Annotated in this window: 18 protein-coding genes; 8 read left to right on the top strand and 10 right to left on the bottom strand. The window is 72.4% G+C overall.

Annotation, left to right across the window (positions count from 1 at the left end):
* Positions 1 to 51: 51 nt before the first annotated feature.
* Genes zwf through eda form a run of 3 tightly spaced genes read left to right on the top strand, consistent with a single transcriptional unit; the run spans position 52 to position 4,020 of the window.
* Positions 52 to 1,548: a glucose-6-phosphate dehydrogenase gene (zwf, locus tag KM427_RS04585; RefSeq protein WP_215526423.1), complete on the top strand. Its 1,497-nt coding sequence runs from the start codon at positions 52 to 54 to the stop codon at positions 1,546 to 1,548.
* Complete coding sequence (gene edd / locus KM427_RS04580; RefSeq protein WP_215526422.1) at positions 1,545 to 3,416, top strand: phosphogluconate dehydratase; 1,872 nt, start codon at positions 1,545 to 1,547, stop codon at positions 3,414 to 3,416. The genes zwf and edd overlap by 4 nt, the downstream gene beginning before the upstream one ends.
* Positions 3,400 to 4,020 (top strand): bifunctional 4-hydroxy-2-oxoglutarate aldolase/2-dehydro-3-deoxy-phosphogluconate aldolase, encoded by a 621-nt coding sequence (gene eda / locus KM427_RS04575; protein WP_252275054.1) that lies wholly within the window; start codon positions 3,400 to 3,402, stop codon positions 4,018 to 4,020. The genes edd and eda overlap by 17 nt, the downstream gene beginning before the upstream one ends.
* On the opposite strand, the gene KM427_RS04570 is transcribed toward eda, so the two are convergent.
* From KM427_RS04570 to KM427_RS04545, 6 genes are all read right to left on the bottom strand, one after another.
* Positions 4,017 to 4,916, bottom strand: coding sequence for a hypothetical protein (locus KM427_RS04570; protein WP_215526421.1), 900 nt, complete (start codon positions 4,914 to 4,916; stop codon positions 4,017 to 4,019). The two genes, eda and KM427_RS04570, sit on opposite strands and share 4 nt — an antisense overlap.
* 298 nt (positions 4,917 to 5,214) lie before the next feature.
* A complete protein-coding gene (locus KM427_RS04565; RefSeq protein WP_215526420.1) occupies positions 5,215 to 5,790 on the bottom strand; it encodes a DNA-3-methyladenine glycosylase I in 576 nt (191 codons plus the stop codon).
* A 38-nt stretch (positions 5,791 to 5,828) separates the two neighbouring features.
* On the bottom strand, positions 5,829 to 6,755 hold the full coding sequence (locus KM427_RS04560; protein ID WP_215526419.1) for a methyl-accepting chemotaxis protein: 927 nt from the start codon (positions 6,753 to 6,755) through the stop codon (positions 5,829 to 5,831).
* On the bottom strand, positions 6,752 to 7,258 hold the full coding sequence (locus tag KM427_RS04555) for a PAS domain-containing protein (RefSeq protein WP_215526418.1): 507 nt from the start codon (positions 7,256 to 7,258) through the stop codon (positions 6,752 to 6,754). The genes KM427_RS04560 and KM427_RS04555 overlap by 4 nt, the downstream gene beginning before the upstream one ends.
* A 152-nt stretch (positions 7,259 to 7,410) precedes the next feature.
* Entirely contained in the window at positions 7,411 to 8,406 is a 996-nt protein-coding gene (locus KM427_RS04550; RefSeq protein WP_215526417.1) for a pirin family protein, read from the bottom strand.
* Between the two features lie 21 nt (positions 8,407 to 8,427).
* Complete coding sequence (locus KM427_RS04545) at positions 8,428 to 10,713, bottom strand: FdhF/YdeP family oxidoreductase (protein ID WP_215526416.1); 2,286 nt, start codon at positions 10,711 to 10,713, stop codon at positions 8,428 to 8,430.
* A gap of 176 nt (positions 10,714 to 10,889) precedes the next feature.
* Between KM427_RS04545 and KM427_RS04540 the strand changes: the two genes are divergently transcribed.
* Entirely contained in the window at positions 10,890 to 11,612 is a 723-nt protein-coding gene (locus tag KM427_RS04540) for a hypothetical protein (protein ID WP_215526415.1), read from the top strand.
* Between the two features lie 66 nt (positions 11,613 to 11,678).
* Here KM427_RS04540 and KM427_RS04535 read toward each other — a convergent pair whose 3' ends face one another.
* Entirely contained in the window at positions 11,679 to 11,912 is a 234-nt protein-coding gene (locus KM427_RS04535; protein ID WP_215526414.1) for a hypothetical protein, read from the bottom strand.
* Positions 11,913 to 11,989: 77 nt separating this feature from the next.
* Positions 11,990 to 13,225, bottom strand: a complete 1,236-nt coding sequence (locus KM427_RS04530) for a homogentisate 1,2-dioxygenase (RefSeq protein WP_215526413.1) — start codon at positions 13,223 to 13,225, stop codon at positions 11,990 to 11,992.
* A 70-nt stretch (positions 13,226 to 13,295) separates the two neighbouring features.
* Here KM427_RS04530 and KM427_RS04525 point away from each other — a divergent pair, with 70 nt between their 5' ends.
* Both KM427_RS04525 and fahA read left to right on the top strand, forming a co-directional pair.
* Positions 13,296 to 14,147, top strand: a complete 852-nt coding sequence (locus KM427_RS04525; protein ID WP_252275053.1) for a hypothetical protein — start codon at positions 13,296 to 13,298, stop codon at positions 14,145 to 14,147.
* Positions 14,144 to 15,334 (top strand): fumarylacetoacetase, encoded by a 1,191-nt coding sequence (gene fahA, locus KM427_RS04520; RefSeq protein WP_215526411.1) that lies wholly within the window; start codon positions 14,144 to 14,146, stop codon positions 15,332 to 15,334. Before KM427_RS04525 ends, fahA begins: the two co-directional genes overlap by 4 nt.
* Positions 15,335 to 15,707: 373 nt before the next feature.
* Here the strand turns inward: fahA and KM427_RS04515 are convergent, their stop codons facing one another.
* Positions 15,708 to 17,801, bottom strand: a complete 2,094-nt coding sequence (locus tag KM427_RS04515) for an acyltransferase family protein (RefSeq protein WP_215526410.1) — start codon at positions 17,799 to 17,801, stop codon at positions 15,708 to 15,710.
* Between the two features lie 80 nt (positions 17,802 to 17,881).
* Between KM427_RS04515 and KM427_RS04510 the strand changes: the two genes are divergently transcribed.
* The gene (locus tag KM427_RS04510) at positions 17,882 to 19,141 is read left to right on the top strand and encodes a GNAT family N-acetyltransferase (RefSeq protein ID WP_215526409.1); all 1,260 of its coding nucleotides are present in this window, start codon (positions 17,882 to 17,884) and stop codon (positions 19,139 to 19,141) included.
* An 18-nt stretch (positions 19,142 to 19,159) separates the two neighbouring features.
* On the opposite strand, the gene KM427_RS04505 is transcribed toward KM427_RS04510, so the two are convergent.
* Positions 19,160 to 19,741: a pentapeptide repeat-containing protein gene (locus KM427_RS04505; protein ID WP_183592812.1), complete on the bottom strand. Its 582-nt coding sequence runs from the start codon at positions 19,739 to 19,741 to the stop codon at positions 19,160 to 19,162.
* Between the two features lie 52 nt (positions 19,742 to 19,793).
* Here KM427_RS04505 and KM427_RS04500 point away from each other — a divergent pair, with 52 nt between their 5' ends.
* Positions 19,794 to 20,726: a metallophosphoesterase gene (locus KM427_RS04500; protein WP_215526408.1), complete on the top strand. Its 933-nt coding sequence runs from the start codon at positions 19,794 to 19,796 to the stop codon at positions 20,724 to 20,726.
* The last annotated feature ends 9 nt before the right edge of the window (positions 20,727 to 20,735 follow it).

The raw sequence follows: 20,735 nt of genomic DNA, 5'->3' as shown, positions 1-20,735 counted from the left end.
AGAAAGCATTAGTCATGCTCGCTTGAGTCCTAATGGGCTACGGTGGCGGCCATGGAGTCGACGACCAGTCCGCACGTGCTCCCCGCCGCGTGCGACTTCACCGTGTTCGGCGGCACCGGCGACCTCGCGCTGCGCAAGCTGCTCCCCGCGCTCTACCACCGCGACCTGGAGGGCCAGCTGCCCGCCGACCACCGGGTGCTCGGCGTCTCCACGTCCGACCTCGACGACGCGGGCTGGCGCGACGCGGTGCGCGCGGCGCTCACGACGTACGTCGCCGCCGAGCAGCTGCTGACGCCGGTCGTCGACCGGTTCCTCGCCCGGCTCCGCCACCTCCGGCTGGACGCCGAGGACCCCGAGGACTGGGACCGCCTGCACGCCCTGCTCAAGGACCGCGCGCACCCGGAGGACGCCGTCCGGGTCTTCTACCTGGCGGTGGCACCGCGGCTCTTCGGCTCGATCTGCCAGCGCCTCGACGAGATCGGCGTGGTGGACGAGCGCGCCCGGGTGGTGCTCGAGAAGCCGATCGGCCATGACCTCGCCTCGGCCCGCGAGGTCAACGACGCGGTCGGCCGGGTCTTCGGCGAGGCGCAGATCTTCCGCATCGACCACTACCTCGGCAAGGAGAGCGTGCAGAACCTGCTGGTCACCCGGTTCGCCAACACCTTCCTCGAGCCGCTGTGGAACTCGCAGTGGGTCGACCACGTGCAGATCACCGTCTCCGAGACCGTCGGCGTCGGCGGCCGCGGCGCCTACTACGACCACGCCGGCGCGCTGCGCGACATGGTGCAGAACCACCTGCTCCAGCTGCTCTGCCTCGTGGCGATGGAGCCCCCGACGTACGTCGGCCGCGAGACCGTGCGCGACGAGAAGGTCAAGGTGCTGCGGGCCCTCCGGCCGATGACGCCCGCGGACGTCGACCGCGACACCGTGCGGGGGCGCTACGACGTGGGACTCGTCGACGGCGCGCCGGTGCCGTCGTACGCCGAGGACCTGGGTCACGGGGGGTCTCGGACCGAGACCTTCGTGGCCCTCAAGACCGAGGTGCAGAACTGGCGCTGGGCCGGGGTCCCGTTCTACCTGCGCACCGGCAAGCGGATGGACCGACGGGTCAGCGAGATCGTGGTGGTCTTCAAGGAGCCGCCGCACTCGATGTTCCCCGGGGCCGAAGGCGCGACCGCGCCGAATCGCCTGCACATCCTGGTCCAGCCCGACGAGGGCATGCGCCTGCACCTCACGGCCAAGGAGCCCGGGCCCGGGGGCTACCGCCTCCGTCCGGTCTCCTTGGACCTCAGCTACGCGGCCGCGTTCGACGCGCGGCTGCCCGACGCCTACGAGCGGCTGCTCATGGACGTGATCAAGGGCAACCCCACGCTCTTCATGCGCCGCGACGAGGTCGAGGCCGCGTGGACGTGGACCGAGCCGATCCTGCGCCGCTGGGCGAGCTCCCCCGAGCGACCCAGGCGCTACCCCGCCGGCACCACCGGACCCACCGCCGCCGCGATGCTCCTCGAGCGGGACGGCCGTACCTGGCAGGAGCCCGACCAGTGACCCATCCCGTTGTCTCCGAGGTGACGGCGCGCGTCGTCGAGCGCAGCGCCGAGACCCGCGCCGAGTACCTGCGCCGCATCCGCGCGGCTGCCCGCCACCAGATCGAGCAGGGCGGCCCGGCTCGCGGCCGGCTCGCCTGCGCCAACCTGGCGCACGGCTTCGCCGCCGCCGAGCCCGAGGACAAGCGCGCGCTGATCGGCCGCTCGAAGCCGAACGTCGCGATCGTCTCGTCGTACAACGACCTGCTGTCGGCGCACCAGCCCTACCGCGACTACCCGCAGGCGCTCAAGCACGCGATCGTCCGCGCCGGCGGCATCGCCCAGTTCGCGGGAGGTGTCCCGGCCATGTGCGACGGCATCACCCAGGGCCGCGACGGCATGCAGCTCTCGCTCTACAGCCGCGACGTGATCGCGATGTCGACGGCGATCGCGCTCTCCCACGACCTGTTCGACGGCGCGCTGATGCTCGGCGTCTGCGACAAGATCACGCCCGGGCTGCTGATCGGGGCGCTGTCCTTCGGTCACCTGCCGACGGTGTTCGTGCCCGCCGGGCCGATGACGTCGGGGCTGCCGAACTCCGAGAAGGCCCGGGTCCGCCAGCGGTACGCCGAGGGGAAGGTGGGCCGCGCGGAGCTGTTGGAGGCCGAGGCCGCGTCGTACCACTCGGCCGGGACGTGCACGTTCTACGGCACCGCGAACTCCAACCAGTTGCTGATGGAGGTGCTCGGGCTGCACCTGCCGGGCTCGTCGTTCGTGAACCCCGGCACGCCGCTGCGCGACGCGCTCACCGCCGCGGCCGGCCGCCGGATCGTCGAGCTCACCCGCGCCGACCCCACGCCGATCGGGGAGATCGTCGACGAGAAGGCGATCGTCAACGCCTGCGTCGCACTGCTCGCCAGCGGCGGCTCGACCAACCACACGATGCACCTGGTCGCGATCGCGCGGGCCGCCGGGATCGCGCTGACCTGGGACGACCTGTCCGACCTGTCGGCGGTGGTGCCGCTGATCAGCCGGATGTACCCCAACGGCGAGGCCGACGTGAACCACTTCCATGCCGCCGGCGGCATCGCGTTCCTGGTGCGCACGCTGCTCGAGGCCGGGCTGCTCCACGACGACGTGCGGACGGTCGCCGGCGGCGGGCTGTCCGGCTACACCCGGGAGCCGGTGCTGCGCGGCGACGACCTCAGCTGGCAGGAGGGATCGGCCACGTCGCTCGACCTCGACGTGCTCCGCCCCGCCTCGGCCCCGTTCACCCCTGACGGCGGCCTGCGGCTGCTCAGCGGACCGCTGGGGCGCGCGGTGATCAAGACCTCGGCGGTCAAGCCCGAGCACCGCGTGGTGTCCGCACCCGCGGTCGTCTTCGACGACCAGCACGACTTCCTCGCGGCGTTCTCCGCAGGCACCCTCGACGGTCGCGACTTCGTCGCGGTGATCCGCTACCAAGGCCCGGCCGCCAACGGGATGCCCGAGCTGCACAAGCTGATGCCCGCGCTCGGCGTGCTGCAGGACCGCGGCCAGCGGGTCGCGGTCGTCACCGACGGCCGGATGTCCGGCGCGTCGGGCAAGGTGCCGGCCGCCATCCACGTCACTCCCGAGGCGGCGCTCGGCGGGCCGCTGGCGCGGGTCGTCGACGGCGACCTGATCACCGTCGACGCGGACGGTGGGCTGCTCGACCTGCACGTCGACCACGACGCGTTCGTGCGGCGACCGAGCACCGGTCGCGCGCCACGGGGACCGGAGTGGGCGGGCACCGGCCGCGAGCTCTTCGCGGCGTTCCGGGCCACCGTCGGGTCGGCCGACACCGGCGCCAGCGTCTTCCCGGGCATCATCGCGCCGGGCCAGGAGGTGCGTGTTGTCCAGTCTGCTTGATGCGGTCCCCGTGCTGCCGGTCGTCGTCGTCGACGACGTGTCCCACGCCGTTCCGGTCGCCCGGGCGCTCGTCGCCGGCGGGCTGCCCGCGATCGAGCTGACCCTGCGCACGCCGGTCGCGCTCGACGCCATCCGCGCCATCGCCGCCGAGGTGCCCGAGATCCTGGTCGGCGCCGGCACGGTCACCACCCCCGACCAGGCGAAGCTCGCCGCCGAGGCCGGCGCGCGGTTCCTGGTCTCGCCCGGCCTCACGCCGTCGCTGCTCTCGTCGATGCGGGACACGGGACTGCCCTTCCTCCCCGGAACGGCCACGGTCTCCGAGGTGCTCACCGCACTCGAGGCCGGCTGCACCGAGCTGAAGTTCTTCCCGGCCGCGGCGTCCGGCGGCACGGCGTACCTCACGGCGATCGGCTCCCCTCTCCCCGCCGCCCGCTTCTGCCCGACCGGCGGCATCACGCCCACGTCGGCGCCGGCGTACCTCGCACTGCCGAACGTCGGCTGCGTCGGCGGCTCCTGGCTCACCCCCGCCGATGCGCTCGCGACCGGCGACTGGGACCGGGTGACGACGCTCGCCAGGGAGGCCGCCGCGCTGCGCGTGTCCTAGGACGGGGCGCTGGGACGCTCGAACATCTGGAGCACGCCGCCCACGGCGAAGCAGACCGCGCCGGCGAACGTCCCCCAGTTGACCAGGCCGGCGTTCAGCGCGTCGGACGTGGCCGGCCGCGTGAAGGCGGCGATGCCGGCCAGGATGAAGAGGATCGAGCCCGCCTGGTTGATCCCGACGATCCACCAGCCGAGGTCGTTGACGACCCGCCAGATGCGCCCGTGACCGACCTCCACGAGCGCGAGGTGTCCCGAGACCAGGAAGCAGACGCAGCCGACCATGTCGGGGATCCAGATCCAGCCGTCGGTCTGCCGGGGCGTGAGGTCCTGCGCGAACGCCGACACCAGGCTGACCCCGAAGAAGAGCGTCCCGACGAACAGTACGGCGGCGCTGAGCCAGCCGATGTCGCGCGGCTCGAGGCCGAACCAGCGCCAGCGGGGCGACGTCAGTGACCCGTTCTCGTCGAGGACGGTGGGCGCGTTGGTCGCCTGGAGCACCGACACGTAGCCGCCCAGGCTGAAGAAGACCCCACCGACGAGGTAGACGACGTCGACCTCGCCCAGGCCGCCGACGTCCAGCTGCGCGAGGAGCGCACCGAGCGCGAAGAGCGTGCCGCCGATGACGAAGGAGGTCGCGGCGACCAGGTTGACGCGGGCCAGCCGGCGCGCGGTCGACGGCGCCGCGTCGACGTAGGAGACCCGTGAGCCGGCCGGATCGAGCAGCTCCACCCGGCCGCGTCGGCGCGCCAGGCGCGACGCCCACCGCACCGAGTGCCCGCCGGGGACGGCCCAGGTCACGCGCGTGGTGAACCAGGCGCTGCGCTCGACCCGGTCGAGGACCCAGTGGTCGTGCTCGGCCCTCGGAACCCGCGAGGACTGCGCCACTCGCTCGCCCATGTGCGAACTCTAGTGACGACTCCAGTGTCGTGGTGAGGTGTCCTCGTGCACCTTCGCAGGCATCGGGTCCAGCCCCGCTGCTCGCCGACTCGGGACTCCGGGTCGCCGCGCCCTTCCTGCGGGGCTACGCGCCGTCGGGGATCCCCGCCGACAGCGACTACTCGGTGCGGGCCCTGGCCGGCGACAGCCGCTGCACTCCTGGCACCTCGCCTACCACCAGGTGCCGGGCCTCGCCGAGCGGCGCTTCGAGCGGCTGGCGCGGACGCTGTGGCGGTGGCCGCCGCGGTGCTCGGCTTCGTCAGCTGAGCCCGCGCCGGAAGCAGCCGACCAGGTGCGGGTCGAAGATCCCGATCGCCTCCATCAGCGCGTACATGGTGGTCGGCCCGACGAACGCGAAGCCGCGCTTCTTCAGGGCCTTCGACAGCGCGACCGACTCGGCCGACGTGGTCGCCATCTCGGCGGTGTCGTGCCAGGCCGGCGGGTCGGCGGGGGCGAAGGAGAGCACGAACGCCTCCAGCCCCTCCTGCTCGCGCAACGCGACCGTGGCCCGGGCGTTGACGAGGGTCGCGTCGATCTTCATCCGGTTGCGCACGATCCGGGAGTCCTGCATCAGGCGCGCGACGTCCTCGTCGTCGAAGGCCGCGATCGCCTCGGCGTCGAACCCGTGGAAGAGCTCGCGGAACGCCTCCCGCTTGTTGAGGATCGTCGACCACGACAGGCCGGACTGGAAGGCCTCCAGCGTGAGCCGCTCGAGGTACGCCGACTCGCCGCTGACCGGCCGCCCCCACTCCCGGTCGTGATAGTCGCGCATCACGCCCGGCCCGCCCGACCACGGGCAGCGGGCGACTCCGTCGTCACCGATCTGGGGTCCCATGTGCCTCATCCTGTCCGACGGCGCCGACAGGGCCTCGGCTACTCCCGGACGGCGAGGTCCTGCAGCTCGCGTCGCAGCCGACCGGCCAGCTCCGAGAGCCCGCTGGAGTGGTCCGCCTCGTTCGACCCGGCGGCGACGTCGATCTCACGGATCCGGACGCCCATCTCGGCGATGACGTCGACGATCCGGCCGAAGACCGTGACCGCCTCCGCGGTCGCCGTCTGACTGTCGGTCACCTGCCGCCTGATGTGCTCGGAGGCGACGGCGCTCTCCCGCGCCAGCTGCTTCACCTCCTCGGCGACGACCGCGAAGCCCCGCCCGGCCTCGCCGGCCCGATGGGCCTCGATCGTGGCGTTGAGGGCCAGCAGGTTGGTCTGGGCGGCCACCGAGGTGATCAGCGTGACGGCCTGCTGGATCTGCGCCGCCGCGGCCTCCAGCCGGCGCACGATCCCGAGGGCGTGCTCGACCTCCGCGTCGGCGGTCCGCGCCGACTCGCTGAGGAAGCCCGCGGAGGTACTGAGCGCGTCGGACGCCGACGCGACCTGGCTCGAGACCTCGTAGACGGTGTCGGCGACCTGGGCGCGCCGGTCCTGCTCGCTCCGCACGGCGGCCGCCCCGGCGGACATCTCGTCTCGCGCGTCGTTGATCGTGGTGGCCCCGTGGGCGAAGGAGCCCGGCATGCCGCGCACGAGGAACTGGCGGTGGTAGCGCCCTTCCCCGGCCGCCGCCAGCGAGGCACCGGCCTCGCGCACGAACGCATCGGTGATGTCGATGAGACTGTTGAGTCCCTCCCGCACCTCGGCGAGGTCCGCGAGACCGCCGAGCTCGGGCACCCGCGCCTCGAGGTTGCCCGACGAGGCCTCGCGACACACCTGGCCGACGGCGACGACCGCCTCACGGTAGGCCCGCAGCTCGAGCACCTCGAGGGACGGCTGCGCCGGGCGCCGGCGGAGGAGGCGGCTCATCGGGCGACACCGGTCGGGGCGGCCGGCGTACCGGCCTCCTGGCCGATGCTCCAGACGAACTCGTCGTAGGTCTGGCCGCGCGCCACCAGGACCTCGCGCAGCTTCGCGGTGCCCGCGTCGACGGCTGCCGTCGCCGCGGTGTGGCGCCGCTCCTCGGCGAGGATCGCGGCGTAGATCGACGCGATCTGGTCGACCGCACGCCGGTCCGGCAGCCGCCGGTTCGAGTGGTAGCCCACGATCTCGCCACCGGGGCCGAAGGACGGCGTCACGTGCGCCAGCACCCAGTAGTGCGCCCCGTCGGCGGCGAGGTTGACGATGTAGGCGAAGATCTCCTGCCCCGACTCGAGCGTCTCCCAGAGCAGCCGGAAGACGCAGCGCGGCATGTCGGGGTGCCGGATCAGGTTGTGGGGGCGTCCGAGGACGTCCTCCTCGACGTAGTCGGAGATCCGCAGGAACACGCTGTTGGCGTAGCGGATGATGCCCTTGGGGTCGGTCTTGGACACGATGAGCTCGTCTGCCCCGAACCTTCTCTCCACGCCTGTCGGGGTGATCTGGGTATGTCGCACGGATCAACGATCGGCTGCGACGGTGTGACCTGAGCAACAGCGGCCACGGACCGATCCCTGCCTAGACCGGTCCACACCAGCCGCAGCGGTCAGCGGCGCTCCTTCAGGCGCGCGTTCGGCAGCGGCGGGGCGGGGATGGGCGGCAGGTGGTCGCCGACCACGATCCCGAACCGGCCGTCGGCGACGTCCTGCGAGTCGCCGACCACCGCGCCGTCGCGGGTGATCTGGTCCTGCCACTCGGTGCGCCAGGCGACGACCTCCTCGTGGGTGCGCGCCACGATGTTCCACCACATCACGATCGACTCGCCGAACGGCGGGCCGCCGAGCAGCAGCAGGCGCACCGGCTGGTCGCGGGCGACCAGCGTCAGCGTCGAGGAGCCCGGCGGCACGAAGGCGAGGTCGGCGGGCTTGGCGTCGGTGCCCGCCACCGACACCACGCCGGCGTCGACGAGCACGCCGAGCTCGAAGGACGGGTCGACGTCGAGGGCGAGGGAGGCTCCGGGGTCGAGGAGGATCTCGGCGCCGAGGAGCGGGGTGTACGTCGCGACCGGCGAGGTGTCGCCGAGCAGCGAGCCGAGGAAGACGCGGACCTCGTGGCCGGGCCCGGTCACCGGCGCCGGAGCGTGGTGGGCGAAGCCGGGATCGGTGTGGCGGTCGGAGTCCGGCAGCGCCACCCAGAGCTGCGCCCCGTGCAGGGTCGTGGTGACAGGCGTCGAGACCTCCGAGTGGCTGATGCCGCGCCCGGCCGTCATCAGGTTCACCTCGCCCGGACGCACCATCGCGTGGTTGCCGGCACTGTCGCGGTGCTCGACCTCACCGGTGAAGAGCCAGCTGACCGTCTGCAGCCCGGTGTGCGGGTGCGGCGCGACCTTCATCCCACCGCTGTCGGCGACGAGGTCGGGCCCGTAGTGGTCGACGAAGCACCAGGCGCCGATCAGCGACCGGTGCCGCTGCGGGAGGGTACGGCGTACCCGCATCGCCCGCGGACCGCCGAGCGGGACCTCGCGCGGAGTCATGATCTCGACCCCCGCCGCGGGTGCCGCCTCGCACTCGAGCTCGTCCGGCCTGTCCTCGAGGTTGCTCATGAGGACATTGTCGCCCACCGGCTATTCCGGCTGCCCCGGCTCGAGACGGACGATCACCGACTTCGAGGTCGGGCAGTTGCTGCCCTCGGCGACCGAGTCGAGCGGCACCAGCGGGTTGGTCTCGGGGTAGTACGCCGCCGCGCAGCCGCGCGGCTGGTCGTAGGGCACCACCCGGAACGCCGGAGCCCGCCGCTCCACGCCGTCCTCCCACTCGCTGACGAGGTCGACGACCTGGTCGACCCGCAGGCCGAGCGCCGCGATGTCGTCCGGGTGCACGAACACCACCCGGCGCCCCTGGTGGATGCCGCGGTAGCGGTCGTCGAGGCCGTAGATCGTGGTGTTGAACTGATCGTGCGAGCGCAGCGTCTGCAGCAGCAGCCGGCCCTCGGGCACCTGCAGCACCTCGGTCGGGCTGACCGCGAAGACCGCGCGCTCCTCCTTCGTCGGGAACGTGCGGCTGTCCCGCGGCGGGTGCGGGAGCACGAAGCCGCCCGGGCGGTCGACCTTCTCGTCGTACGCCTCGCAGCCGGGGACCACTCGCGAGATCCGGCGCCGGATCTCGGTGTAGTCGGCGCGGAAGTCCGACCAGGGCAGGCCGTAGCGGTCGCCGATCGTCGCCTCGGCGATCGAGCAGACGATGTCGACCTCGGACCTGAGGTGCGGCGAGGCCGGCTCGAGCGGTCCGTGGGACGCGTGCACCGCCGACATCGAGTCCTCGACCGTCACCCGCTGCAGCCGGCCGCCGGTGCGGTCGCGCTCGCTGCGGCCCAGCGCCGGGAGGATCAGCGCCTCGCGGCCGTGCACGACGTGCGAGCGGTTCAGCTTCGTCGAGACGTGCACGGTCAGGTCGGCGTTGCGCATCGCCTGCTCGGTGACCTCGGTGTCGGGGGCGGCGGACACGAAGTTGCCGCCCATCCCGATGAAGACCTTGGCGTGCCCGTCGCGCAGCGCCCGGATGGTTGCGACCGTGTCGAGCCCGTGCTCGCGCGGCGGCTCGAACCCGAACTCGTCGCGCAGCCGGTCGAGGAAGACGGCCGGGGGCCGCTCCCAGATGCCCATGGTGCGGTCGCCCTGGACGTTCGAGTGGCCGCGCACCGGGCACAGACCGGCTCCCGGCTTACCGATGTTGCCCTGCAGGAACGCGACGTTGCAGATCTCCTTCACGGTCGCGACCGCGTTGCGGTGCTGGGTGATGCCCATCGCCCAGCAGGTGACGGTCGCCGAGGAGTCGCGGAACATCGCCGCCGCCGCCTCGATCTGCTCGCGGCTGAGCCCGGTGGCGCGGCGTACGACGTCCCAGTCGATCGCCTTGACGTGCGTGGCCCAGTCCTCGAAGCCGACGGTGTGCCGATCCACGAAGTCACGGTCGACGCAGCCCCACTCGAGCAGGAGCGACCCGATCGCCTGGAAGAGCGCGAGGTCGCCGTTGATCCGCACCGGCAGGTGCAGGTCGGCCAGGGCGGTGCCCCGGCCGGCCAGTCCGCGCGCCTTCTGCGGGTTCCGGAAGCGCACCAGGCCGGCCTCGCGCAGCGGGTTGATCGCGAGGATCCTCGCGCCGTTGCGCTTGGCGGTCTCCAGGGCGCTGAGCATCCGCGGGTGGTTGGTGCCGGGGTTCTGGCCCGCGACGACGATCAGCTCGGCGTCGTGGATGTCCTCCAGCGACACCGACCCCTTGCCGATGCCGATCGACTCCGCGAGCCCGACCGACGTCGACTCGTGGCACATGTTGGAGCAGTCGGGCAGGTTGTTGGTGCCGAACGCGCGTACGAAGAGCTGGTAGGCGAACGCCGCCTCGTTGGACGTCTTGCCCGACGTGTAGAAGGCCGCCCGGTCCGGCGAGTCGAGGCCGCCGAGGTGGCGGCCGATGGTCGCGAACGCCTCGTCCCACGAGACCGGCTCGTAGTGGGTGCCGCCGGCACGGACGATCATCGGCTCGGTGATCCGGCCCTGCTGGCCCAGCCAGTAGTCGGTGCGATCGGACAGGTCCGCGAGCGAGTGGGCCTCGAAGAAGGCACGCCCGACCCGGCGCAGCGTCGCCTCCTCGGTGACCGCCTTGGCGCCGTTCTCGCAGAACTCGGCCGTGTGCCGGTGGCTCGGGTCGGGGTCCGGCCAGGCGCAGCCCTGGCAGTCGAAGCCGTCGGCCTGGTTGAGCTTGAGCAGCGTCGCGGCGGTCCGGCGTACCCCCATCTGCTCGACGGCGAGCTTCATCGTGATGGCCACCGCCTTCGGCCCGGCCGCGGCCTCGGCGGGGGCGCCGACCTCGAGATGTGCTTCGTCGATGTCCTGCTGCGGCGCTCTCCGACTCATGCCCCCATCCTGCCGTGCCTGGGCGCTCGCCGGGCCGGGTCTCGGCCCGGCGAGCGACGCGCCATCCGCAATAGCCCGTTCGCACCCTGTGCGACACCGGCCCCACACCGCTAGGTTGCTGCCCAGCCGGCGCCGCGTGCGCCGACCCATGAGCTGACCCACGAGGAGCGACCCGAATGTCGACGTACGAGCCCCCTCTGCCGCCCGAGCAGCAGCCGCCCAGTGACGGGTACGGCGCTCCGCCGCCGCCCCCGCCGCCGCCGGCCCCGCCCCAGGGCGGCGGTGGCTACAGCGCCGGGACCGCGTGGTCCTTCGGCTGGAACAAGTTCACCGGCAACCTCGGCTCCATCGTGATCGCGGTGCTGGTGCTGGTCGCCGTGCAGGTGGTCGTGCAGGTGGTGTCGTACTTCGTCGGCGACAGCCTGATCCTGCGGTGGGTCATCAGCCTGGCCGGCTGGGTGCTCTCGATGATCATCGGCGCCGGCCTGGTGCGCGCCGCGCTGGACATCACCGAGGGCCGCGAGCTGGACCCCAAGACGCTGCTGACGCCGAACAAGCTCGGCGAGGTCATCGTGGCCTCCCTGCTGATCAGCGTCGCCACCTTCGTCGGCCTCATCCTGTGCGTGATCCCGGGCCTGCTGGTGGCGTTCTTCACCTCGTTCACGCTCTACTTCCTGATGGACCGTCAGGAGCTGGGCGCGATCGACGCGATCAAGGCGAGCTTCGAGTTCACCAAGAACAACGCCGGCAACGTGATCGTCTGGTTCCTGCTCTGCCTGGCGACCTACATCGTCGGCTTCCTGCTGTGCGGCGTGGGCCTGATCGCGGCGATCCCGGTGATCCTGATCGGCACGGCGTACACCTACAAGACGCTGAACGGCCAGGCGGTCGCGGCCTGACGGCTGCGCGCGCATTGCCGGCCTGACGCCGCGCGGAATCCCGACATCGAGGGACTCCGCGCGGCGTCAGGGCTCGTCGGGAGAGACCCGGCGGGCGATCGCCGAGATGTCCTTGTCGAGCAGTCGGATCCCAGCCGTCACCTCGGCCCCCAGACTGTTGATCTCACCGAGCAGCTCGCCACGTAGACCGTCGATCTCGGCGCGCAGGACGCGGAGGAAGGTCGTGGACGCGAGACCGACCATGGCGAAGGTGCTCGCGGCGAACACGCCGATCAGGGTCCAGACCTGCGGATCGGTCACGACGGGCACCTCCTTCGACCTCGAGTCTGACACGGTCGATCGGGCCGGTCGACCGAGACCGAGGAGGCTGTGGACGGTCAGCTGTTGGAGAAGACCGCAGGGTCGTCGGGACCTCGGCCGGACCAGGTCCAGGCGTACGCCGGGTCCTCGACGGCCAGCCCGCCCTCGCCGAGCTCGAGCGGCGCGAAGGTGTCGACCATGACGGCCGACTCCTCGAAGTACTCCACGCCGAGCGAGGCCTCGACGGCCGACGGCTGCGGCCCGTGGGCGTAGCCGCCCGGGTGCAGCGAGATCGAGCCGAGGCCGATGCCGGAGCCCCTGCGGGCCTCGTAGTCCCCGCCGACGTAGAACATCACCTCGTCGCTGTCGACGTTGGAGTGGTAGTAGGGCACCGGGATCGACAACGGGTGGTAGTCGACCTTGCGCGGCAGGAAGTTGCAGACCACGAAGTTGTGGCCCTCGAAGACCTGGTGCACCGGCGGTGGCTGGTGCACCTTGCCGGTGATCGGCATGAAGTCCTCGACGTTGAAGGTGTACGGGTAGAGGCAGCCGTCCCAGCCCACGACGTCGAACGGATGGGTCGCGTAGGTCATCCGGGAGCCGACGATCCCGGCCGAGGTGCGGTGCTTGACCAGCACCTCGACGTCCGCGCCGGTCATCGTGAACGGCTGCTCGGGGCCGTAGAGGTCGCGCTCGCAGTACGGCGCGTGCTCCAGCAGCTGGCCGTAGCGGGAGAGGTAGCGCTTCGGCGGCGCGACGTGGCTGTTGGCCTCGATCGCGTAGAGCTGGCTGGGCTGGGCGGGCACCCAGCGGTGCGTGGTCGCGCGCGGCACGATCACGTAGTCGCCGGCGCGATAACCGATGACACCGAAGACGGTCTCGACCACGCCGGTGCCGGACTCGACGTACACGCACTCGTCGCCGATCGCGTTGCGGTAGTACGGCGACGGATCGGTGCCGGTCACGACGTACGAGATCCGCACGTCGTTGTTGCCGAGCACGAGCCGGCGATCGGTCACCGCGTCCGGGTTTCGAGACGGGCGCTGCGCGCCCTCCTCAACCACCGGAAACAAGGAGTGCAGCTTGAGGTGACGCGGCTTCAGCGGATGGTTGGGCGTGCGCGACTGGTCGGGCAGCTCCCAGACCTCACTCGCGACGATCGCCGACGGCACCCCGCGGTGGTAGAGCAGCGAGGAGTCCGAGGAGAAGCCCTCCTCCCCCATCAGCTCCTCGTAGTAGAGCCGACCCTCGGGGTCACGGTGCTGGGTGTGCCGCTTCGGGGGCACCTCGCCGATCCGACGGTAGTGGGCCATCGCTCTCTCTCCAACGTCCGATAATCGAACTGGGTCGTCCGCTATCTGATCCATGGCTAGAGTAGCCAGCGTGTCAACGGAACCCCTTCCGCCCACCTGGCGCGGCCTCGTCGACGACGCCGCCGTCTTCCCCCCGGGCGACGCCCCGCTGCACGAGGCGTCGGCCGCGCACGCCGAGCGCCGCCAGGCGGCGTACGCCGACCTGGTCGGCCCGTTCGTCGTCCGCGACACCGACGTGCCGCTGCTGCGCGGCACCCCGCTCGCGCTCGCGGTCGTCGTGACCGGTGGCGCCGGCCAGATCGCCGGCGCCGCCGGGCTGGGCCAGCGGCTGGGCATCGACGTCGCGGGGCTCGAGATCGCGCTGCGCGACCCCGCGGATCCGGTCGGCGCCGCCCGACGGGTGGTCGCGGCCGTCGACGACGCCCGCAACCAGGGCCTGCTCGACGACGACGTGCCGGTCTTCGTCGAGATCCCGGCGGCGTGCCCCGAGCCGCTCTGGCTCGCGGCCGCCGACGAGATCACGGCCGCCGAGCACCGGCTGAAGTTCCGCACCGGTGGGCTCGAGGCGACGGCGTACCCGAGCGCCACGACCCTCGCCGGTTGGATCGACGCCGCGCTGGACCGCGAGACGCCGTTCAAGTGCACCGCCGGCCTGCACCGCGCGGTGCGGCACACCGGCGACGACGGCTTCGAGCACCACGGCTTCCTCAACCTGCTGATCGCCACCCGCCAGGCCTTCGACGGCAGCTCGCGCGGCGAGGTCGAGGCGATCCTCGAGCAGCGCGAGCCTGCCGTGCTCGTCGAGACCGCGGCCGGGCTCGACCTGGCCGGCGCGCGACGCTGGTTCACCTCGTTCGGATCCTGCTCGATCTCCGAGCCGCTCGACGACCTGCTCGCACTCGGCCTGCTGGAGGAGCCGTGAGCGCCTCGACCTGGGTGCCCGGTGCGGCCGGGTCCCTCTTCGACGTCGACAACCTGCCGTACGGCGTGTTCTCCCGACCGGGCGAGGAGCCCCGCGTCGGCGTCCGCATCGGCGACCACGTCGTCGACCTCGCCCCGATCGCGGCGGCGGAGATGCTCGACGTCCACCACGTCTTCGAGGAGCCCTCCCTCAATCCGCTGATGGCCGCCGGCCGCCAGGTCCGCGAGTCGGTGCGCACCTGGGTCACCGGCCTGCTCGTCGACGAGACCGAGCGCGACCTCGTCGAGCCGTCCCTGCTGCCGCTCGCCGAGCTCACGCTGCACCTGCCCGTCGACGTCGCCGACTACGTCGACTTCTACGCCTCCGAGCACCACGCGACCAACGTCGGCCGGATCTTCCGTCCCGACGGCGAGCCGCTGCTGCCCAACTGGAGGCACCTGCCGGTCGGCTACCACGGCCGCGCCGGCACCGTCGTCGCGTCCGGCACCCCCGTCGTGCGTCCGACCGGACAGCGTCGCGGCGGCTCACCCACCGCGACGCCGACCTTCGGGCCGTCCGCGCGACTGGACATCGAGGCCGAGCTGGGCTTCGTGGTCGGCGTCGGCTCCGAGCTCGGCTCTCCCGTGTCGTACGACGCGTTCGCCGACCACGTGTTCGGCGTCGTCGGGCTCAACGACTGGTCCGCTCGCGACATCCAGGCCTGGGAGTACGTGCCCCTCGGCCCGTTCCTCGGCAAGTCCTTCGCCACCTCGGTCTCCCACTGGGTCACCCCGGTCGAGGCGCTCGACGCGGCATGGATCGACCTACCCGGACAGCACCCCGAGCCCCTGCCCTACCTGGGCCCTGGCGCCACCCGGGGCCTGGACATCGACGTCGAGGTGATGGTCAACGGCGAGGTGGTCAGCCGCCCGCCGTACCGCACCATGTACTGGTCCCCGGCCCAGATGCTCGCCCACCTCACGGTCAACGGCGCCTCGCTGCGCACCGGTGACCTGTTCGCCTCCGGCACCATCAGCGGACCCGAGCCCGACCAGCGCGGATCGCTGCTGGAGCTCGGCTGGGGCGACGAGTCGGCGTTCCTGGCCGACGGCGACGACGTGGTGCTCCGCTACACCGCGCCGGGCACCGGCGGCGGCCGGATCGCGCTCGGCGAGGTGGCCGGCCGGGTCGAGCCGACCCGGGGCTAGCGACGACCGGCCGCCCGGTGGACCCCGTCCCGGCGCTGGTTGAGGTGCGAAGGCGCGCTGACGCCTGCGCCTCGAAACCACCCGGAGGGGTGCGAGCGTGCCCCGGTGGTTGGCCGGCGCGGCCCGGCTCTCCCCGAGAACCGTCACACCGTGTGGAGTCGCACCCGAGGACGCCTCAGGTGTCACACCAGCACCCCGCCTCCCACCTGACAGCCGAAGCCCGCACGACACGCCGTGCTGCCCCGGCGTGTCCCGCGGGTTTCGGCTGCCAGCAGCCGAAACCCCGCGCGACTGCCCAGACGAGGCGGTGGCTTCGAGGCCCAGGCACCGAACGCCTTCACACCTCCACCACCGGCACCGCTCGGGAGCCGAGCTAGCCGAGGTCCAGCCCGTCGAAGGCGCCCGAGTCCTGCATCTGCGCCCAGATCTGCCGGCGGATCGAGAGCACCAGGCCCCGGGACAGGTGGTCGGCGTCGTGCCAGGTGACCTCGCCGTCGACGATCGGCGCGCACAGCACCCGCCCGGGGCAGTAGGCGTCGCGCAGCTCGGCGCTGAAGACGTCGGGATAGATGGTGGTGAAGTACTCGTAGAAGCTGTCGACCGGCGGCCGGGTGGTCGGCGGCACGACGGCGCAGTCGGCCTGCGTCTTCGCGACCCCGAGGCAGTCCAGCGGGTCCGGCCCGCCGATGTCGTAGCCACCGGTGCCGAAGACGCTGTGCATCAGCAGCACCCGCGCGCCGGTGTCGCGGAGCTTGTCGACCGACTCCTGCGACTTGCGCAGCAGCATCTGACGGAAGGTCTCGTCCGGGTGCTCCGCGGCGTCGTCGGCCTCGGTGTCGCGGGCCCAGTGGCCGTCGCTGCGCGCCTTGCCGACGGTCACGACCAGGTCGGCGTCCATCTCGGGGAGGATCTCGTCGTAGAAGCGCGACCGCATCTGCGCGCACTCGTCCTGACGCGCCTGACCGACCCGGGTGACGTTGATGCCGTCCTGCCACGGGCAGTTGTTGAGGATGTTGGTCGAGAGCCGGAAGCCCCGCTCGTCGGCGAGCCGGTGCAGCGCGGTCGCGAGCATCGCCGCGTGGCTGTCGCCGATCAGCACCACCAGCGGTCCGTCGTTGTCGCCGACCACGACGCACGACTCGGGGGTGCCGTCGGCGCACTGCGGACCGACCTCGCCCTCGTCGTCGGCCAGCTCCCGGAAGTCGATGTCCTTCGGCACCGGCTTGTCGAGGTCGGCCAGCGCCGCGGCGACCTCGCCGTCCTGCGCCCGGTCGGGTACGCCGACCGTCGGGCCGCCCCCGGGACCGGACGCCACCACGACCGGCTGCCGGTCGCTCTCGAGCACCACCGGCACGACGACCGCCGCCACCAGGACGCTCACGGCCAGGCCGGAGAGCACCACCGGCCACGGCGTACGGGCCAGGCTGCGACTGCGCCGGATCGGGGTCTCGAAGACCTGGAAGGACAGCGCGGCCAGGCCGGTCGCGACCGCGGTGGCCATCAGCGCGAGCACGATCGGGCGGACGTCGAAGAGCTGGGCGATCACCAGGATGACCGGCCAGTGCCAGAGGTAGGTGCCGTAGGAGATCTGACCCAGGTAGCGCGGCACCGACCAGGACAGCGCCCGGCTCACCGGGGTCGTGGGCGCCAGGCACAGGCCACCGACCGCGGCCAGCGCGGCGACCGTGCAGAGCAGGCCGCGGACGCTCTCGCTGAGGTCGAGCCATCCCGACGCGAGCACCACGACGCCGACCACCCCGAGGGTGCCGACCAGGCCCCCGACACCGCCGCTCTCGGTGGTCCCGCGGCGGCCCAGCTCGCGCAGCGCGATCGCGAGCACGCAGCCCGCGAGCGGCTGGTAGATCCGGGTCTGGGTGGCGTAGTAGGCGAAGTTCAAGTCGTTCGCCGCCGCGTGCACCTGGAGCGCGACCGAGACCGCGGTCAGCACCGCGAGCAGCAGCCCGACCCGCCGCTCGGACTGCCGCGCCTTGATCAGCACCAGGAAGATCAGCAGCGGGTAGACGATGTAGTACTGCTCCTCGATCGACAGCGACCAGTAGTGCAGGAACGGCGAGGCCGAGATGCCGTCACCGAAGTAGTCGTTGGCGTCCGCGATGAACTGCCAGTTCGCGAAGTAGAGCAGTGCGGCGCGGGCGTCGGAGACCATCGACAGCCGGCTGGCCTCCGGCGTGACCAGCACCGCCAGCACACACGTCGCGGTGATCGCGAGCACCGCGGCGGGCAGCAGCCGGCGCACCCGGCGGCCGTAGAAGGCACCGACCGAGAACGACCCTTGCCGGTCGACCTCGTCGAGGATCACGTTGGTGACCAGGAAGCCCGACAGCACGAAGAACAGGTCGACGCCGATGAAGCCGCCGCTCATCGAGACCATGCCCGCATGGAAGGCGAGCACCAGCATGACGGCGACGAACCTCAGTCCGTCGAGCTGCGGCCGGTACTCCCACACGGGCAGCAACCGTAGCGGCGCGCCCGGCACGGCACCTAAACCGGTTGAGACGCGCGCCCCGACGGCGGTTGGCTGTCGGCATGAGCGAGATCCGGGTAGGCATCGCCACCGACGCCGACCGCTACCGCGCGACCGACGACACCGTCTGGTTCAACGAGGCGCTGCCATATCCGAGCGAGCTGATGCTGACCGGGCTGCGGCCCGACCAGCGGTTCGCCGCCGAGACCGACGACGCGGACGGGACGACGTACGCCGGCATCTACGGGGTGTTCCCGCTCGAGCTCGCCGTACCGGGGCCGGGCGGCGACCCGCGGCTGGTGCCCTGCGCCGGGCTGACCTGGGTGGCGGTGCATCCCGACCACCGCCGCCGGGGCGTGCTGACCGCGATGCTGCGCCACCACTTCGAGCAGGTGCGGGCCGAGCCGGGCACGCACGTCTCGGCGCTGCACGCGAGCGAGCCGGCGATCTACGGGCGGCACGGCTACGGCCTGGCATCGCTCGACCTGGAAGTCAGCCTCGCGCGGGGTGCGCGGCTCGTCGCGCCCGGACTGGACGAGGCCGCCGCGGAGGTCCGGGTCCGGATGGCCTCGGTCACCGACGCCGACGTGCCGCGGCGGATGCGCGAGTGCCAGCGCGCCACGTCCGCGCTCGGGACCGTGGTGGGCGCCGTGGAGTACTACGAGCGGGTCTGCCTGGAGGTCCCGGAGCACCTGCGCGACAAGGAGCCCTGGCGGGTGCTGTTCGCGCAGCGGGAGGGACGCGACGTCGGGTTCGCGATGTTCCAGCGGACGGCGAAGTGGGACCGGGCCCGGCCCTCCGGCGACCTCCAGGTCTGGGCGGTCGTCGGCGACCCGGCGGCCCGCCTGGCGCTGCTGCGCCGGCTGGTCGACTTCGACCTCGTCGGCACCGTCAAGGTGGGCACGGTCGGCAGTGAGGACCCGCTGCTGACCTGGGCCGGCGGCCCGCGCGGCACCTCGGCGGTCGAGACCTACGACAGCCTGTGGGTGCGGCTGGTCGACCTTCCCGAGGCACTCGCCGACCGCAGCTGGAGCGCCCCTTGCGACGTCGTCGTGGAGGTGGCGGACCGGTCGGCTCCCTGGAACGAGGGCCGGTGGCGGATCCACGCCGACGCCTCCGGGGCCGCGTCGGTGGAGCGGAGCACCGCCGAGGCCGACCTGCGGCTCCCGGTCGAGGCGCTCGGCGCGGCATACCTCGGCGGCACGAACCTGCTCGGCCTGGCCCGGGCCGGCCTGGTCACCGAGGCGCGGTCGGGCGCCGCCCGCGAGCTGTGGCACGCGATGCGCACCGATGTCGCCCCGACGGCGGCCGTCGGCTTCTGAGCGACCTGCCTCCGGACCTCAGTCCTCCACCAGGATGCCGAGCGCCTCGGCGAGCAGCGGCGCCATCAGCGTGAGCTGGCCGGAGCTGACCGTGACGCCGCGCAGGTGCCGCACGCCGTCGATCGACTCGAGCTCGGCTCCCCTCAGGTCGACGTCGCGGAGCTCGCCCTCGCGCAGGCTCAGGTGTCCGACGCGGGTGTCCTCGAGCCGGACCCGACGGGCGCGCGCGTCGAGCAGGTCGAGCTCCTCGACCACACAGCCGGTGAAGGCGACGTCGAGCAGCTCCGCCCCGCGGAGGTTGACGAAGCTGAGCTTGCAGCCGACGAAGTGCACCGATCGCCACTGCGCGTCGTAGGCCTCGACGGAGCCGAGCCGTCCGCTCACCCGCACGTCGCGCCACTGGCCGCGGGCCGCTCGGACGACGGGCAGGTTGACCTGGTCGAGCTCGACCTCCCGCAGTCGCGCGCTCCGCAGATCGAGCTCGTCGACGCTGAGCCCGGCGAACCGCACGGTCTCCAGCTCGGCGTTCCGGGTCAGCTCGGCGGGGTCCGCGTCGTCGAGGTCGGCGGGCAGGGCGTCGATCCGGGGGGCGGCGGTCATACCGGCACCGTACGGCGGCGCACCGACAGCCACGGCCCGGTAGCGTGACGCCGTGCAGTTCGGCCAGTACCCGGCTCCGGGCCACGTCGTCGCCCACCTCAGCGACCCGCACCTGCTGGCTGCCGGCGCGCGACAGTACGACGTGGTCGACCCCGACGCCGGGCTCCGGCTCGCGCTGACCCGGCTCGACCGGCTCGACCCGGCCCCGCAGGCACTGGTGTTCACCGGCGACCTGGCCGACCGGGCCGAGCCCGAGGCCTACGCCCGGCTGCGCGCGACGGTCGAGCCTGCCGCAGCGCGGCTCGGCGCCGAGGTGGTCTGGGTGATGGGCAACCACGACGAGCGCGCGGCGTACTCGCTCGGCCTGTTCGGCGTCGCGAGCGAGGCCACCCAGGATCGCGTGCACGACGTCGACGGGCTACGGATCGTCTCGCTCGACACCAGCGTGCCGGGCTACCACCACGGCGAGCTCACCGACGCGCAGCTGGCCTGGCTGGCCGACGTCCTCGCCACGCCGGCGCCGCACGGCACGCTGCTCGCGCTGCACCATCCGCCGATCCCGATCCCGATGATGCCGGCGGCCGAGGTGATCGAGCTTCTCGACCAGCATCGGCTCGCGCAGGTCGTGCGCGGCACCGATGTGCGGTGCATCCTCGGCGGACACCTCCACTACTCGACGCACTCCACCTTCGCCGGCATCCCGGTCTCCGTCGCGTCCGCGACCTGCTACACCTCCGACCCGGCGCCGCTCGAGAGGTTCGTCTCCGGGGTCGACGGGCACCAGGCGATGACCATGCTGCACGTCTACGCCGACCGCATCGTGCACACGGTCGTGCCGGCCCACCAGGCTCCGGAGGTCAGCGGCTTCCCGTCCGACGTACGGGCCCAGGTCGAACGGCTCACTCCGGAGGAACGACGCGAGCTGCTGTCGCGCAAGGACTCGCCGATCTACACCGGAGAGATCCGGCTGCCCGGACAGGTCTGACGCGGCCGC

It is taken from the genome of Nocardioides sp. LMS-CY (assembly GCF_018732145.1).
Classification (GTDB): Bacteria; Actinomycetota; Actinomycetes; order Propionibacteriales; family Nocardioidaceae; genus Nocardioides; species Nocardioides soli.
The sequence above is the reverse complement of the archived record's forward strand: the minus strand, read 5'-3'. Positions and strand labels throughout refer to the sequence as shown.